The 14,134-nt window shown below is 72.0% G+C and carries 16 protein-coding genes; 5 read left to right on the top strand and 11 right to left on the bottom strand.

Features of this window, described 5'->3' with window-relative positions; genetic code table 11:
- Nucleotides 1–5 precede the first annotated feature (5 nt).
- Complete coding sequence (locus IEY88_RS12715) at nt 6–1,163, top strand: mandelate racemase/muconate lactonizing enzyme family protein (RefSeq protein WP_189154896.1); 1,158 nt, start codon at nt 6–8, stop codon at nt 1,161–1,163.
- Here IEY88_RS12715 and IEY88_RS12710 read toward each other — a convergent pair.
- The 3 genes from IEY88_RS12710 to IEY88_RS12700 form a co-directional block, all read right to left on the bottom strand.
- Entirely contained in the window at nt 1,145–1,318 is a 174-nt protein-coding gene (locus IEY88_RS12710) for a hypothetical protein (protein ID WP_189154895.1), read from the bottom strand. The two genes, IEY88_RS12715 and IEY88_RS12710, sit on opposite strands and share 19 nt — an antisense overlap.
- A 116-nt stretch (nt 1,319–1,434) precedes the next feature.
- Nucleotides 1,435–1,611 carry a CsbD family protein gene (locus IEY88_RS12705; RefSeq protein WP_189154894.1) on the bottom strand — a complete coding sequence of 59 codons (177 nt, stop codon included), beginning with the start codon at nt 1,609–1,611 and terminating at the stop codon, nt 1,435–1,437.
- Between the two features lie 79 nt (nt 1,612–1,690).
- Nucleotides 1,691–2,191 carry a MarR family winged helix-turn-helix transcriptional regulator gene (locus tag IEY88_RS12700; RefSeq protein ID WP_189154893.1) on the bottom strand — a complete coding sequence of 167 codons (501 nt, stop codon included), beginning with the start codon at nt 2,189–2,191 and terminating at the stop codon, nt 1,691–1,693.
- Between the two features lie 58 nt (nt 2,192–2,249).
- Between IEY88_RS12700 and IEY88_RS12695 the strand changes: the two genes are divergently transcribed.
- Nucleotides 2,250–3,419, top strand: a complete 1,170-nt coding sequence (locus IEY88_RS12695) for an FAD-dependent monooxygenase (protein WP_189154892.1) — start codon at nt 2,250–2,252, stop codon at nt 3,417–3,419.
- Nucleotides 3,420–3,459: 40 nt separating this feature from the next.
- Here the strand turns inward: IEY88_RS12695 and crtI are convergent, their stop codons facing one another.
- Both crtI and IEY88_RS12685 read right to left on the bottom strand, forming a co-directional pair.
- Complete coding sequence (gene crtI / locus IEY88_RS12690) at nt 3,460–4,923, bottom strand: phytoene desaturase family protein (protein ID WP_189154891.1); 1,464 nt, start codon at nt 4,921–4,923, stop codon at nt 3,460–3,462.
- On the bottom strand, nt 4,923–5,999 hold the full coding sequence (locus tag IEY88_RS12685) for a polyprenyl synthetase family protein (protein WP_189154890.1): 1,077 nt from the start codon (nt 5,997–5,999) through the stop codon (nt 4,923–4,925). The genes crtI and IEY88_RS12685 overlap by 1 nt, the downstream gene beginning before the upstream one ends.
- 143 nt (nt 6,000–6,142) lie before the next feature.
- Here IEY88_RS12685 and IEY88_RS12680 point away from each other — a divergent pair, with 143 nt between their 5' ends.
- Both IEY88_RS12680 and IEY88_RS12675 read left to right on the top strand, forming a co-directional pair.
- Nucleotides 6,143–7,069 carry a phytoene/squalene synthase family protein gene (locus IEY88_RS12680; protein ID WP_189154889.1) on the top strand — a complete coding sequence of 309 codons (927 nt, stop codon included), beginning with the start codon at nt 6,143–6,145 and terminating at the stop codon, nt 7,067–7,069.
- Between the two features lie 10 nt (nt 7,070–7,079).
- Entirely contained in the window at nt 7,080–8,042 is a 963-nt protein-coding gene (locus tag IEY88_RS12675; protein WP_189154888.1) for a Rieske (2Fe-2S) protein, read from the top strand.
- A gap of 63 nt (nt 8,043–8,105) precedes the next feature.
- Here IEY88_RS12675 and IEY88_RS12670 read toward each other — a convergent pair whose 3' ends face one another.
- From IEY88_RS12670 to IEY88_RS12650, 5 genes are all read right to left on the bottom strand, one after another.
- Nucleotides 8,106–9,644, bottom strand: a complete 1,539-nt coding sequence (locus IEY88_RS12670; protein WP_189154887.1) for an FAD-dependent oxidoreductase — start codon at nt 9,642–9,644, stop codon at nt 8,106–8,108.
- A complete protein-coding gene (locus IEY88_RS12665; protein ID WP_189154886.1) occupies nt 9,641–10,336 on the bottom strand; it encodes a class I SAM-dependent methyltransferase in 696 nt (231 codons plus the stop codon). Before IEY88_RS12665 ends, IEY88_RS12670 begins: the two co-directional genes overlap by 4 nt.
- Nucleotides 10,323–10,640, bottom strand: a complete 318-nt coding sequence (locus IEY88_RS12660; RefSeq protein WP_189154885.1) for a lycopene cyclase domain-containing protein — start codon at nt 10,638–10,640, stop codon at nt 10,323–10,325. Before IEY88_RS12660 ends, IEY88_RS12665 begins: the two co-directional genes overlap by 14 nt.
- On the bottom strand, nt 10,633–10,956 hold the full coding sequence (locus IEY88_RS12655; protein ID WP_189154884.1) for a lycopene cyclase domain-containing protein: 324 nt from the start codon (nt 10,954–10,956) through the stop codon (nt 10,633–10,635). The genes IEY88_RS12660 and IEY88_RS12655 overlap by 8 nt, the downstream gene beginning before the upstream one ends.
- A 64-nt stretch (nt 10,957–11,020) precedes the next feature.
- The gene (locus tag IEY88_RS12650) at nt 11,021–11,869 is read right to left on the bottom strand and encodes a YhjD/YihY/BrkB family envelope integrity protein (RefSeq protein ID WP_189154883.1); all 849 of its coding nucleotides are present in this window, start codon (nt 11,867–11,869) and stop codon (nt 11,021–11,023) included.
- A 21-nt stretch (nt 11,870–11,890) separates the two neighbouring features.
- Between IEY88_RS12650 and IEY88_RS12645 the strand changes: the two genes are divergently transcribed.
- Nucleotides 11,891–12,733 carry a CDP-alcohol phosphatidyltransferase family protein gene (locus IEY88_RS12645; protein WP_189154882.1) on the top strand — a complete coding sequence of 281 codons (843 nt, stop codon included), beginning with the start codon at nt 11,891–11,893 and terminating at the stop codon, nt 12,731–12,733.
- On the opposite strand, the gene IEY88_RS12640 is transcribed toward IEY88_RS12645, so the two are convergent.
- Entirely contained in the window at nt 12,661–14,133 is a 1,473-nt protein-coding gene (locus tag IEY88_RS12640; RefSeq protein ID WP_189154881.1) for a phytoene desaturase family protein, read from the bottom strand. The genes IEY88_RS12645 and IEY88_RS12640 overlap by 73 nt on opposite strands.
- Between the last annotated feature and the right edge of the window lies 1 nt (nt 14,134).

The raw sequence follows: 14,134 nt of genomic DNA, 5'->3' as shown, positions 1-14,134 counted from the left end.
GAGCCATGCGAATCGTGAACGTCACAACGGCGGTGGTCGCCTACCACGGTGAGGCCACGCTCGTGCGGATCGACACCGACGAGGGCCTCAGCGGGTTCGGCGAGGCCAATCCCGACGCCGGCGCGGGTGCCGTCGTCGGAATGATCAACTCCCTGACGCCGCTCCTGATCGGCGAGGACCCGCGCAACGTCGAGCGGTGCTGGGAGAAACTGCGGCGCGCCAAGGTCTTCGCGGGGGCGCAGGGCGGGGTGTTCGTGATCGCCCTGTCCGGGATCGAGCTCGCGCTGTGGGACCTGGCGGGCAAGGCCGCGGGCCAGCCGGTGTACCGGTTGCTGGGCGGCAAGTTCCGCGACCGGATCCGCCTCTACGCGGACTGCGGCGACGGCGACGACCCGGCCGGCTCGGTCAGCGGGTGCGTGGACCGGGCCCAGCGGATGGTCGCGGAGGGGTTCACCGCGATCAAGTTCGACGTCGACGACCTGAGCCACCCGGCCAAGTTCGACGCGTTCAACCACACCGTCAACGCGGCCGAGCTGCGGTCGATGGTCGAGCGGGTGGCGGCCGTGCGGGAGGCGATCGGGCCGGACGTCGACCTGGCCATCGACCTGCACGCCCGCTACGACGTGCCCAGCGCGTGCCGGATCTCGTGGGAGCTCGAGCCGTTCGGCCTGATGTGGCTGGAGGAACCGCTACCGGCGGAGAACGTCGACGCGCTCGTGCGAGTGCGGGAGCAGACCCGCACGCCGATCTGCGCCGGCGAGAACCTGTACCTGCGGTGGGGGTTCCGCGAGCTGCTCGAACGCGGCGCCGTGGACGTGATCGAGCCGGACGTGCCGAAGTGCGGCGGCCTCGCCGAGGCCAAGAAGATCGCCAACCTCGCGGAGCTCCACTACGTGCCCTTCGCACCGCACCTGGTGTCGACGCCGCTGGGCACGATGGCCACGTCGCACCAGTGCGGGGCGATCCCCAACTTCTTCGTCCAGGAGTGGCACGCCCTCGAGGAGCGCGCGGTGTGGGACAGCTACGTCCACGCACCGGACGGGAGCGGCTCGATCGTCAAGGACGGCTACATCACGCTGCCGGACACCCCCGGCATCGGCGTGGAGCTCGACCTGGACGGGGTGCGCAGGCACGCCGTCGCGGGCTACGGGGTGTTCGAGTAGACCTCGGGCGCGGCAGCCGGTTCGTGGAAGAGGTTCGCGCGGTTCTGAGCCACCTCAGCGGACGAGAACGCAGGCTTGACACTGGTGTACTCGGTGTCCGGGTGGCTGAACAGCCCATGTTCGGGCAACGTCTGGGCAACGGGCTGGATCTGCAAGTTCTCGGCTCTCTGTACGACCCGTGCGGGTCACGGGCGGTCGTGCTGGAATTCTCCCACGTAAACGCGATGAGCGTGCATCCGCAGATGCACGCTCATCGCGGGAGACGCGTCGGTCAGTCCTTCTTGAAAGCGTCCTTCACCTTCTCGACGCCTTCCTTCAGGTGACCCTTCGCCTGGTCGCCCTTGCCTTCGGCCTCGAGGCCGTCGTCGTCGGTCGCGGAGCCGACGCCCTCCTTGACCTTGCCCTTGAGCTGGTCGGCCTTGGCGTCGATCTTGTCGTCGGTGCCCATGTGGTCCTCCCTCAACGACTGCTTTCGGTGCTACGCCAGCCGGATGCCCCACTCCGGCGAGCGTCAACCGTCGACCTCGTCACAACTTCTCCCCCGCGCCGAGCCGCCGGTCGGCGTCGGCCGCGGCGCCGGTGATCCTGCCCAGGAAGGCGGCGACGGTGCGGAGCTCGGCCGGCGAGGTCGTGCGGAGGACGTCGGCGATCTCGGCACCGGCGGCGACGAGGAAGCGGCGGGCGTGCTCGCGCGACGCCGGGACGGGTCGCAGCGTGACGCGGCGGCGGTCGGCGCTCTCGCGGCTGCGGACGAGGTGACCGGCGGACTCCAGCCGGTTGAGCAGGATCGTGGTGGCGCCGGTCGTCATGCCGATCTGCCGGGCCAGCTGCGCGGGCGAGAGCGGCGTGCCCGCCTCGGCCGCCCAGACGATCTGCCCCAGCGCGGTGGCGTCGGAGGCGGGCAGGCGCATCCACGTGGCGAGGTGCTGGTTGAGCGCCTCGAACGCGACGACCCAGTCCCGCAGGCCGTGCATCACCTCGACCTGGGCCGCCGACCACGCCTCCACCAGCGGATCCGCATCTGTCATGCACCCTCCTTCGCACCGAAGTAGCTTTGCAGCAAAGCTACCAAGCAGGGAGTTGCACATGACGACACGGCACGCGGTGATCTCCGGCGCGAGCATCGCCGGGCTCTCGGCCGCGTTCTGGCTGCGGCGCACCGGGTGGGAGGTGACCGTGCTGGAGCGCGCACCGGCGTTCCGTGACGGCGGGCAGAACGTCGACGTCCGCGGCACCGCCCGCGAGGTGCTGACCAGGATGGGGCTGTTCGACGCGGTCAAGGAGCAGAACACCACCGAGACCGGCACGGTGTTCGTCGACTCGTCGGGCCGCGTGCGCGCGGAACTGCCCTCGGCAGGCCCGGACGGCGCGACCGCCGAGTTGGAGGTCCTGCGCGGCGACCTCGCCCGCACGATCCTGCGGCACCTGCCAGAAGGCGTCGAGGTCCTCTACGGCGACACCATCTCTCGTGTCGAGGACGGCCCCGACGCGGTCACGGTGACCACCACCGGCCGGACGTTCCACGCCGATCTGCTGGTCGTCGCCGAGGGCGTCCGCTCCACCACCCGCGACCTGCTCTTCGACGACGTCGACCGCCGCGACCTCGGCATCGCGATGGCGTTCGGCACGATCCCGCGCACGGCGAGCGACGACAGCCGGTGGCGCTGGTACACCACCACCGGGGGACGGCAGATCCACCTGCGCCCCGACAACCACGGCACGACGCGGGCCATGCTGGCTTGTACCGGTGACTTCGCCGTGGTTGACCGCGCTGGTGCCCTGAGCCGCTTCCGGGACCGCTTCGCCGACGCGGGCTGGGAGGCCCGCCGCGTCCTCGACGGGTTCGACGTCTCCGACGACGTCTACGTCGACCAGCTCACCCAGATCCGGATGCCGTCGTGGCACCGCGGGCGGGTGTGCCTGGTTGGGGACGCCGCGTGGTGCGTCACCCCGATGGGCGGGGGCGGTGCCTCGCTGGCGCTCGTCAGCGGGTACGTGCTGGCCGCCTCGCTGTCTGGGTCCGGGTCCGGGCTCACCGCCTACGAGGAGTGGATGCGGCCCCTCGTGGACGACGTGCAGAACTTCCCCGGCTGGCTGGTGCCGTTCGCCTATCCCCGGACTCGGCTCGGCCTGCGGCTGCGGCACGTGGCCGACAAGGCGTTCACGTCACGGCTACTGGCGCCGCTGACGGCCAGGATGACCCAGGTCGCCGCGAGTGAGCGGGCTCTGCCGCCCATCGCGGTGCCCCAGGCCTGACCGCAGGATCAGGCCTGGGGAGGTCGGGCTGACAGCAGGGTCAGCGCCGCAGCCGCTCGGCCGCCAGCCGCCCGGAGATCAGCACCGGGGGGATGCCCACACCCGGTGTCGTGCCGCTGCCCGCCAGCACGACGTTGCCGTCGCGGAACGGCAGGTTGCCCGGCCGGAACGGACCCGTCTGGGTGAAGGTGTGCGCGGCCGAGAACGGGGTGCCCGCGGCCTGGCCCTCCCGCGCCCAGTCGTCCGGGGTCACGACGGCGAGCGGTTCGGCGTCGGCGACGAGCTTGCGGGCCGTCATCTCCGCGACGAGCTCCTCCGCGTACCGCCTGGCCTCGACGTCCCAGCGGATCGGGGCCACGTCGAGGTTCGGGCAGGGCGCGAGGAGGTACTGCAGGTGGCGGTCGGCCGGGGCGAGTGCGGGGTCGGTCAGCGTCGGGGTGGTCAGCAGCAACGACGGGTCGCTCATCAGCCGGCCGCGCCGGATGATCTCGTCGAAGGTGCCGTTCCACTGCTCGCCGAAGGAGATCGTGTGGTGGGCGAGGTCGTCCACCACCCTGCGGGCGCTCAGGTGCACGACGACGGCCGAGGGCGACCAGCGCAGCGGCCTCAGCCTGCGCGGCTCCCCGCGCAGCAGCCGGGTGCTCTGGCCGGGACCGGTCGCGAGAACCACCGCGTCGCAAGGGAAGCGGGCTTCCGTCGAACGCACGGCCGTCACCCGGCTCCCCGTGCGTTCGAGGTCGTCGACCTCAACGCCGTAGGAGAACTGCACACCGGCGCGTGCCGCGGCATCGGCCATCGCTTGTGGCACGGCACGCATACCGCCGCGCGGGAACCACACGCCCGCCACAGTGTCCATGTAGGCGATGACGGCGTAGGCGGCCAACGCGTCTCGCGGCGCCACACCGGCATACAGCGCTTGGAAGGTGAACACCCTGCGCAGCCGTTCGTCCTTCAAGAACTTCCCCACGGCGCGATCGAGCGACCCGAACCCGCCGAGCCGGGTGAGCGCCACCAGATCGGGGCCCACCAGGTCGAACGGCGAGTCGAAGCTCGCCCCGATGAACCTGTCCCGCTCGACCTCGTAGAGCCTCGTCAGCCACGCCCGCATGTCGCGGTACCCGCGCGCTTCCTCACCGCCCGCGAAGTCGCGGACTGCCTGCTCCATGCGCTCGCCGTCGGTGTGCACGTCGAGGGCGGTCCCGTCGGCGAACGACGCGCGGTAGGCCGGGTGCAGCGGCAGGAGCTCCAGGTGGTCCTCACGCCGCTCCCCCACCGCCGCGAACGCCTCGTCGAGCAGCTCCGGCATGGTGAGCACGGTCGGACCGGTGTCGATGTGGTGGCCCGCGACGTCGAGCCTGCCCGCCAGGCCGCCAGGGTGCGGCTGCCGTTCGAGGACCGTCACCTCGTGGCCGGCACCGCGCAGGTGCAGTGCCGCTGACAACCCCGAGAGCCCGGCTCCGACCACCACGACCCGGTCGGTCCGGCCCCGTACCCTGCGCGCCATCAGGTCGTCCTCGCCACGGCGCGGTGAGCGAGGCGGACCAGTTCGTCGCAGGCCCGCTCCTCGAGGTCCGCGCGTTCCAGGGCCGCCAGGCCGGTGGCCACGAGCACCTCGATGTGCTCCTCGACCGCGGCGACCGCGCCGAGGTCCACCAGCAACGCGCGCACGTCGTCGACGGTCCGTTCGCTCACCGCGCTGGCGGTGAGGCAGCGGCGCAGCAGCCTTTGCGCGCCGGGGTTTCCCTGTGCTCTCGACAGTGCGATGGCCATGAGCGGTGTCCGTTTGCCTTCCCTCAGGTCCTCGCCCACCGGCTTCCCGCACACCGACGAGTCCCCGAACACGCCGATCAGGTCGTCCCGCAGCTGGAAGGCGACGCCGACGGAGTGGCCGTACTCGCGCAGGCTCTTCACGACGTCGTCGTCCGCTCCGGCGAGGGCGGCACCGAGGTGCAACGGACGCTCCACGGTGTACGCGGCGGTCTTCAGCGCGGCGACCCGCACGGCGTGCTCCAGGGACTCCTCTCGCCGCGCGACGGCCTGCAGGTCGAGGTGCTGACCAGTGATCATCTCGGTGCGCACGTCCTGCCACGGGCGCCAGGCGCGTTGCAGCGCGTCCGCGGGCAGACCGGCCGTCACGAGGGCGTCGTCGGCCCACGCCAGCGCCAGGTCGCCGACCAGGATCGCCGCCGAGTCGCCGTAGTGGCGGGCACTGCCCGCCCAGCGCTCACGCCGGTGCCGTGCCGCGAGAGCCTCGTGCACCGAGGGCTTGCCTCTGCGCGTGGATGAGCGGTCCATCACGTCGTCGTGCACGAGTGCACAGGTCTGCAACAGCTCCAACGCGACGAGAGCGCGCACGACGGCGTCCGCGCGTGGCGCACCGCCTGCCGCACGCCAGCCCCACCACGCGAACGTGGGCCTGATCCTCTTGCCCCCGGCCAAGGTCAGCCTGCGCAGCTCGTCACCGAGCTCGCCGTCGGCGCCCTGCCTCGAGCCGAGGAACTCGCGCAGCGCGTCGTCCAGGAGCACGCCGAAGTCGTCCAAAGGCGACGTGCGAGCGTCCACGCTGGTCAACAGCGACATCGTCGCCCCCTCGAAATCGGCGGAAGTCCGGCTGTCCGAGCTGACCACGGGCGCACCGGGTCTGCATGATGAGCGCCGCCGTTGTGCGGAGGGCAACTCGCCGACTTAGCGTTGGGGAGAACCCTTCCGCGAAAGGACCGCTGATGTCGGCAGAGCGCGAACTGGACGCCGCCGGTGTGACCACCCCGGCCCTGCGCGACGCGTACAGGCGCTGCCGCGAGCTCAACGCGCAGCACGGCCGCACGTACTTCTTGGCCACGAGACTGCTCAGCCCGGAACAACGCCCGGCGGTGCACGCCCTGTACGGCTTCGCCCGCTGGGTGGACGACGTCGTCGACGATCTCCACAGTGGACTCGACGAGAAGATCGCCGAGCTGTCCGCCGTCGAACTGAGGCTGCGCGCGGCCCTGGAGCACGGCACCACGGACGACCAGGTGCTGACCGCGCTGCTCGACACCGTCCAGCGCTACGGCATCCCGGCCCAGCACTTTCACGACTTCATGGCGTCGATGCGGATGGATCTCACCGTCACCGACTACCCCGGGTTCCCCGACCTCGAACGTTACGTCCACGGATCCGCCGCGGTGATCGGACTGCAGGTTCTGCCGGTGCTCGGCACGAGCGTGCCGCGCGAGGAGGCGGAACCCGCCGCCGCGGCTCTGGGTGTCGCCTTCCAGCTCACGAACTTCATCCGGGACGTCGGTGAGGACCTCGACCGCGGGCGGGTGTACCTGCCCGCCGACGAGCTCGCCTCGTTCGGCGTCGACCGCGAGAGGCTCCTGCACGCGCGTGCGACGGGCCAGACGGACAAGCAGGTGCGTGCCGCGTTGCGCGACCAGGTCGGCCGGGCGCGTGACGTGTACACGCGCGCGTTGCCGGGCATCGCGATGCTGGCACCGCGTTCACGGCCGTGCGTGATGACCGCGTACCGGCTCTACGGCAGGATTCTGAACCTGATCGAGGAGGCGGACTACGACGTGTTCTCGCGCCGCGTCGTCGTGTCCAACGGCAGGCGGCTCGCCGTCGCCCTGCCCGCGCTCGCCAGGGCGGTGCTCGCCCGTGCGGCCTGACGAGGGGAGCATGCGGGACCGCATTCCGCTGAAGGTGTACTCGAGCCCGCCGTGGAGGGACCAGCGGCCCACGTGGCAGGACGCCAAGCCCGCGCTGATCGAGGCGGCGCTCAAGCGCGCGGAGGCACGCCCGTCCGGCAACTGGTTCGTCGCGGGCGCGAGCGGGGACGTCGTGCGCGGCAAGGTGGCCGGCCGCACCATCGCGGGGCAGGAGATCGTCCTCTGGCGTGGCCCTCACGGCGTGTTGATGGCAGGTTCCGGGTCGTGCCCGCACCTCGGAGCACCGCTCTGCGACGGCGCTGTGGCGGAGGGAAAGCTGATCTGCCGCTGGCACGGACTCGCGCTCGACGGCACGCGGTTCGGCGCGTGGACGCCTTATCCGGCGCACGACGACGGTGTGCTCGTCTGGGTGCGGCTCGACAAGGCGGGCGGTGAGGAGCCGCTGGACGCGCCCGTGCTGCCGCAACGCCCGCCGGAGGGCTCGATCGACGCCGTGGTCACGCTCGCGGGCCGATGCGATCCCGAGGACGTCGTCGCGAACCGGCTCGACCCGTGGCACGGCGCGTGGTTCCACCCCTACTCGTTCGCCAATCTGAGGGTGCTGGAGACGCCGACCGAGGAGGACGACGTCTTCCTGGTCGAGGTCACGTTCCGGCTGGCCGGACGGGTCGGTGTGCCGGTGGTCGCCGCGTTCACCTGCCCGGACCCGCGCACCGTCGCGATGCACATCGTCGGGGGCGAGGGTGCCGGCAGCGTCGTCGAGACCCACGCGACGCCGATCGGTCCCGGCCGCACCGCCGTGGTCGAGGCCACGATCGCGCACTCCGACCGCAGCGGGTTCGCGGTGGCCCGCCGCGCGGCCGGAGCACTGCGGCCGATCATGCGCCGGGCGGCGGTCCGGTTGTGGCGCGACGACCTCGCCTACGCGGAACGCCGCTACGCCCTGAGGGCGAGCGGCCGCTTCCCCGACTGAGCAAGAGCCCGCGTCGAGGTCTGGTCCGACTGTCGCGGATCAGACCTCGACACAGGCCCCGGGTCAGGACGCTCGACGGTCCGGGCCGCTCAGACGGCGGGCCGCGGCGCGCAGCAGCGGCACGCGCCCCTCGGTCGGCACCGTCCACAGCTCGGTCCCGGCCACACCCCACTGCCGCAGCAGGCGGTTGGCCGCGGTGAACCCCGTGGTGGCGGCGCGTTCCATCAACGCCACGGGCAGGTCGACGCGCACGTGGTCGCCGGCGAGCACCAGGAACTCGTCCGGTGTCCGCACTCCCGGCCGCCGCGCGTACCCGCCGGCCGGGAACAGCGGGCAGTCGTCGCGCAGCTCGTGCCGTTCGTCGACGATCTCCGCCCGCTTGGTCTCCGGGTAGACCTCCGTGAGCTGGTGCCACAACCGGGCCCGCGCGTCGTGTTCGTCCACATCGGACGGCAGCGCGTAGGCGTGCAGTTCGACGACCGAGCCTCCCGTGCGCGCGGCCCACGCCCGTGCCTCGTGCTCGTAGTGGTCGAGCACGCTGATGTTGTCGAGCAGGTCGTGCCCGCTCGTGCCCAGGAACCCGGGCCGGTCCGGGTCCACCGGCCGGTCGAGCCAGTACCGCGACACCAGGAACGGCGGCGCGTTGCGCAGCTCACCGACGCGGTCCCGCCACTGCTCGTCCGCGAGGGACGGTGAGGCACCGACGAGCGCCCGCAGGCCGCGGACGTCGGCGGCCAGCACGACCGCGTCCGCCTCGACCGCTCCTTCCCCGATCTCGACCGAGAAGCGCTTCTGCGTTCCACCGCGCACGGAGCCGACCTCGGTGCCCGTGCAGACCGTCGCGCCGAGCGAGGCGAGGTGCTGCCCCAGCGGTCCCCACAGACCGTGCGGGAACGGGTCCGCGGCCACGTCGAACAGCAGGCCCTCGTTGGACCCGAGGAAGTAGATGTGGAACATCACCGCGAGCTCCGCGGCCGACATCTCGCTGGGGTGCGCGAAGAAGCTGCGCGAGAACACCTCGAACGCCAGCGCGTGCGCGGCTTGGGGGAAACGGATGCGTTCCAGGTAGGACGCCGCGTCGATGCCGTCGAGCGTCTCGTAGACGCGCGGCACGGACACGTCGAACAACGGCATGGCCGCGCGACCGTCCACCTGCGGGAGGTCACGCCACCGGAAGGTCGGGCTGGCGCGCAGGAACGCGAGCGCGTTCCACGGCGCCGTCGTCGGCAGTCCCGCGAACGAGTCGCGGTGGCCGGACGCCTGCTGCAACGGGTAGTCCGGCATCCCGGTCAGCGCGCGCCCGCCCGGATCGACCCTCCGCAGCAACGACCGGAGGTTGTAGTACTGCCGGAAGAACGCGTGGAAGCCGCGGGTCATCGTGACCTCGCTGCCGTCGGAGAGCCGGGTCGCCCAGCCGCCCACGCGTCCGCCGAGGTACTGCTCCCGTTCGCAGAGCACCACCCGCGCGCCGCGTTCGGCGAGCAGCGTCGCCGCGGCCAGACCGGCGATCCCGCCGCCCACGACGACGACCTGCGGGGCGTCCGCACCGAACCGCGCGCGTCCCGCCGGCGCGGCGATCCGCACCGCCTTGCGATCCTTCACCGCTGCTGCTCCTGTTCCGGCGCGTGGCCGAGGAAGGTGTGCACGACCCCGAGCTGGAGGCCGCGGGACGGCGAGCTGCTCACGCCGACGAACCCGTTGCGGCGCAACCGGTCGCGCAACGCGGTGGCCCCGTCGAAGCGCACGACGCTGCGCCACAGGTACGTGTAGAGCGAGCGGTCACCGGTGACGAGCCAGCCGGCCGGAACGATCACGCCGCACAACGCCGTCCACACCGCGGTGCTGACAGCGGAGTCGCGCACGGAGTACTCGTGCAGCACCAGGCGACCGCCCGGCGTCAACATGTCCTTCAGCCTGCGCAGCAACGGATCCGGCTCCGGCAGGTTGCGCACGAGGTAGGCCGCGAACACGGCGTCGAACCGGCCCTCGTCCACGTCCTCGGCACGGCTGTGCACGAACCGCACGCGGTCCGGCCAGCGCTTGCGCCGGGCCCGGTCGAGCATGCCCGCCGACGCGTCCACGGCGACGATCTCGACCCCCGGCGCGGCCAGGACGAGCGCCGCAGTGGACGCACCCGTGCCGCAGCCGAGGTCGAGCACCCGCATGCCGTGCCGCAGCCCCAACGCCCGTGCGGATCGACGCAACGCCGGGTGGTAGCCGGGGTTGAGACCGACGAGCAGGTCGTACCCGTGTGCGGCGCGGTCGAACTTCCCCGGCACCTCAAGCTTGTCCACGTGCCAGCCTTTCCCGTTCCCACAACAACAGAACCGCCGTGACCATCGCGAACCCGTAGAGGAAGTCCTCGACCGGGATGTCCCACGGCACCCGCACACCGCTGATCGCCCAGTCCGCGTACCGCACGATCGGGGCGTCCAGCCTGGTCAGCCATCCGTCCACCAGCACCTGGAAGCCGAGCACGATCACCATCGTCATCCAGTACGCGCGGCGTTTGAACAACCCGGTGCGCAACACGAAAAGCTCCAGCGCCACCACGACGACCACCGCCGTGGCCGCGGCGAACAGGTACTCCTCAACCATCGCGCAGCCAGCCGCGCGTCTGCCCGCGCACCGCCTCGTAGGTCAGCACCGCGCACACCGGGATGACGACGAAGAACACGATCTCCTCGATGGGCAGCACACCGATCCTGACCCCCGTGGTCGCCTCGGGGTGGAAGTTCCAGTGGCCCCGCATGATCGCCACCACGTCCCACGCGGCGAGGACGAGCAGCACCGGTGCGATCGACCGCGCCAGCTCGGATCCGCGCCGGTACACCCCGCGCCCCAGCCATTCCAGGGGCAGCGTGATGAGCACACACCCGCCCATCACGGCTAGGTACTCGAACTGGCTGCGCATGTCGCGGACCTCCTGTTCCGACCGTAGGTCCGCCACGGCGAGCCTGCACAACGACGGGCCTTCGTCACGAGTCGGAGCGGCCGAGGACGTCGCGCACGCTCAGCGTCGTGCGGTAGCCGAGCAGCAAGATGATGTGCAGCGCGAACAGCCACAACCCGAGCGCGGCGACGGTGCCCACCGCCGGCAGCCCTCCGAAGGGGATGGACCAGTCCAGCGGAATGGCCAGGAACAACAGGAAGCCGTGCAGGAAGCCCGTGAGCACGGCGCCGACCGCGACCCCCGACAGCACCGCGGACCTGACCGACAACGTGACCGGACCGGCGAACGCGAACACGAGGGCGACGGCCACGCACACGGGCACCAGGTCGAGGTGGAACGACAGCACGACTCCCCACACGACCGACCAGCCACCGGCCTCGTAGAGCGGCGCCACGTCCGCGGTGAACCGCAGCGGCAGCGCGAGCAGCAGCGGCGCCACCACCAGCACGGGCAGGAACCCGACCCGGCCGGCCTGCCCAGTCCACTTCGACACCGGCCGGTGGGCCACCTGCCCGAGTCCGCGCCGCAACCCCTCGCCGTACAGGGTCGCGGGGATCAGCGCGGCGGCGAGCACCGGCCAGGACGCGTTCACCGCAGCCTCGGCCAGAGTGACGAGCGCCTCGGTGGGATCGTGGGCGCTCGGCATCGACCCGCCGAGGATCCGGGCGCTGTCGAGCACGAACGCCGGTCCGAACAGCAGGGCCGCCCCGCGCAGCGCGAGCAGCAGCATCGGCACCAGGCCGAGTCCCGCGTAGAACGTCAGCCCTGCCGCCCACAGCACCAGGTCCCGGCCGCGCAACGAACCGCGGACGTCCGCCGTCACGGCGCGGAGCACTCCCATGATCACCACATACCCGAACCTGCGTGCCGCCACCCCTCCGTTTACGGTGGTGACGTGACCGGTCACGAGGTGGACCCCGTTGCCGGCTGGTCGCGCCTGCACGGTGAGGACGTCTCCGGCAGCCGGTTGGTCGTCGGGTGGCTGCGGTTCATCCACGCGATCGCGCGGCCGTTCGACCGCGTGCACCCCGACCTGCTGTCCCTCGCGGGAGTGGTGGCCGTCGGCGGAGCCGCGGCCGTGGCCTTCGCGGGCGGACGGTGGCCGTTGCTCGCGCTGGTCCTGGTCCTCGCCGGTGGGGTGCTCGACGGGCTGGACGGCGCGGTCGCCCTGCGCACCGGCCGTGCGCGACCGGTCGGTGCCGTGATCGACGCCGTCGCCGACCGGCTCTCGGACCTCTGTCTCGTGCTGGTGCTGTTCGCGCTGCACGCTCCCGCGTGGTGGTGTGCCGGTCTCGGCGTGGCGCTGCTGCTGCACGAATACGCCAGGGCCAAAGCGCAGAGCGTCGGCATGACGTCGGCCGGGGCGATCACCGTGGCGGAACGTCCGACCAGGATGATCGTCGTCGCCGTGGCCTGTGCCGGCGCGGGGCTGGCGCCGGACGGCACGCCGGGGACCGGGTGGAGCTGGGCCGCGGTCTGCGCGCTCGTGTGGGCGGGGTGCGCGGTGGTGGGACTCGGCCAGCTCGCCGCGGGGATCGGGCGGGAACTGGGCGGACGCGCGTTGCCGGAGGCGGCTCAGGCCGGTCGCGCGCTGCCGGACGCGGATCGGGCCGGACGCGTGCTGCCAGAAGCCGCTCAGGCCAGTCGCGCGTTGCCTGACGTGGCTCAGGCCGGTCCAACCAGGCGCGAGACGATCGCGGCCGACATCCCCACCAGCGGCAGTCCCCCGCCGGGATGAGCCGATCCCCCGACCAGGAACAGTCCGGGGACGGGTGACCGGTTGGCGGGCCGCAGGAGTGCGGCGCGCGGACCGTTGGACGAGGTGCCGTAGATCGCGCCCCCGACGGACCCGGTGTCGCGCTCCCAGTCCGCCGGCGTGCGGATCTCCCGCCACAGCAGGCGGTCCCGCACGTCGAGGCCCCGGTTCGCCATCACCTCCAGGACCCGGTCGGCGTACCGGTCGGCGAGCCCGGGAGCGGTCCAGTCCACCTGCCCCTGCCTCGGGGCGTTCACCAGCACGAACCAGGCTTCCGCGCCGTCCGGCGCCATCGACGGGTCGGCGGGGTGGCAGACGTAGACCGTGGGGTCGGGCACCGGTCGCGGGTCCTTGCCGAAGATCGAGTCGAACTCGGCGTCGTAGTCCGCCGGGAACAGCACCCGGTGGTGTGCCGCGTCCGGTGTCCTCCCCCGCAACGCCAGCAGCAGGACGAACCCGGACAGCGACGGCTCGACCTTGCGCAACGCCCTGCGTGCCCGCCTGGCCCGGCGATCGGGCAGCAGCGCGCCGTAGAGCTGCGCCGCGTCGGCGTCCGACACGACGACGTCCGCGTCCACCCGTTCGCCGTCCCGCAGCACGAGTCCGGACACGCCGCCGGCCCGCGTCTCGATCGTCTCGACCTTCGTGTCGAACCGGAAGCTCGCTCCCAGCAGGACGCACCGCTCGAACAGGGCCTCGCCGAGCCTGCGGAGTCCTCCGAGCACGTACCAGCCGCCGAACCGCTGCTCGATGAACGGCACCACCGTCATCAACGCCGGTGTGCGGCGGGGATCCGAGCCGCTGTAGGTGGCGTAGCGGTCGAGCAGCATGCGCAGGCGCGGGTCTTCCAGACGGCGTTCCCCGAGCCCGCGCAGCGTGCGCCACGGCGCGATCGCCATCAGGTCCCGGACGCTCGCGGAACGACGCACGAGATCACGCACGCCGCCCAGCGGGTTCTGCAAGACCGGTTCGCCGACGAGGTCCCACAACCGTTCCGCGTCGTTCATGACGGCACGCCAGTCACGTGCGGCCTTCGGTCCCAGTGCCCCGGCGATGGCGGCGTCGACGTCGCGTTCGGCGTGCGGCAGGTCGAGCGTGGAACCGTCGGGAAAGCGGTACCGGCACACGGGTTCGACCGGGACGACGTCCACGACGTCGTCGAGCGGCGCGCCGGTCTCGGCGAAGAGGTCGCGGTAGACCTGCGGCAGCGTCAGCAACGACGGTCCGGTGTCGAACGTGAACCCCTCCCGCCGCAGGACTCCGAGCTTGCCGCCGTGCTCCGGGGCCTGCTCGTACACGGTCACGGTGTGCCCGGCGCGGGCCAGGCGCGCGGTGACGGCCAGGCCGCCCATGCCCGCGCCGACGACTGCCACTCGTGCCACG

It is taken from the genome of Lentzea pudingi (assembly GCF_014646255.1).
In the GTDB taxonomy this organism is placed as follows: Bacteria; Actinomycetota; Actinomycetes; order Mycobacteriales; family Pseudonocardiaceae; genus Lentzea; species Lentzea pudingi.
The sequence above is the reverse complement of the archived record's forward strand: the minus strand, read 5'-3'. Positions and strand labels throughout refer to the sequence as shown.

Bases quoted from the DNA above. Each gene is read 5' to 3' on its own strand.
- IEY88_RS12715 (WP_189154896.1), top strand. From the start codon at position 6: ATGCGAATCGTGAACGTCACAACGGCGGTGGTCGCCTACCACGGTGAG.
- IEY88_RS12705 (WP_189154894.1), bottom strand. From the start codon at position 1,611: ATGGGCACCGACGACAAGATCGACGCCAAGGCCGACCAGCTCAAGGGC.
- IEY88_RS12700 (WP_189154893.1), bottom strand. From the start codon at position 2,191: ATGACAGATGCGGATCCGCTGGTGGAGGCGTGGTCGGCGGCCCAGGTC.
- IEY88_RS12695 (WP_189154892.1), top strand. From the start codon at position 2,250: ATGACGACACGGCACGCGGTGATCTCCGGCGCGAGCATCGCCGGGCTC.
- crtI (WP_189154891.1), bottom strand. From the start codon at position 4,923: ATGGCGCGCAGGGTACGGGGCCGGACCGACCGGGTCGTGGTGGTCGGA.
- IEY88_RS12685 (WP_189154890.1), bottom strand. From the start codon at position 5,999: ATGTCGCTGTTGACCAGCGTGGACGCTCGCACGTCGCCTTTGGACGAC.
- IEY88_RS12680 (WP_189154889.1), top strand. From the start codon at position 6,143: ATGTCGGCAGAGCGCGAACTGGACGCCGCCGGTGTGACCACCCCGGCC.
- IEY88_RS12675 (WP_189154888.1), top strand. From the start codon at position 7,080: ATGCGGGACCGCATTCCGCTGAAGGTGTACTCGAGCCCGCCGTGGAGG.
- IEY88_RS12660 (WP_189154885.1), bottom strand. From the start codon at position 10,640: ATGGTTGAGGAGTACCTGTTCGCCGCGGCCACGGCGGTGGTCGTCGTG.
- IEY88_RS12655 (WP_189154884.1), bottom strand. From the start codon at position 10,956: ATGCGCAGCCAGTTCGAGTACCTAGCCGTGATGGGCGGGTGTGTGCTC.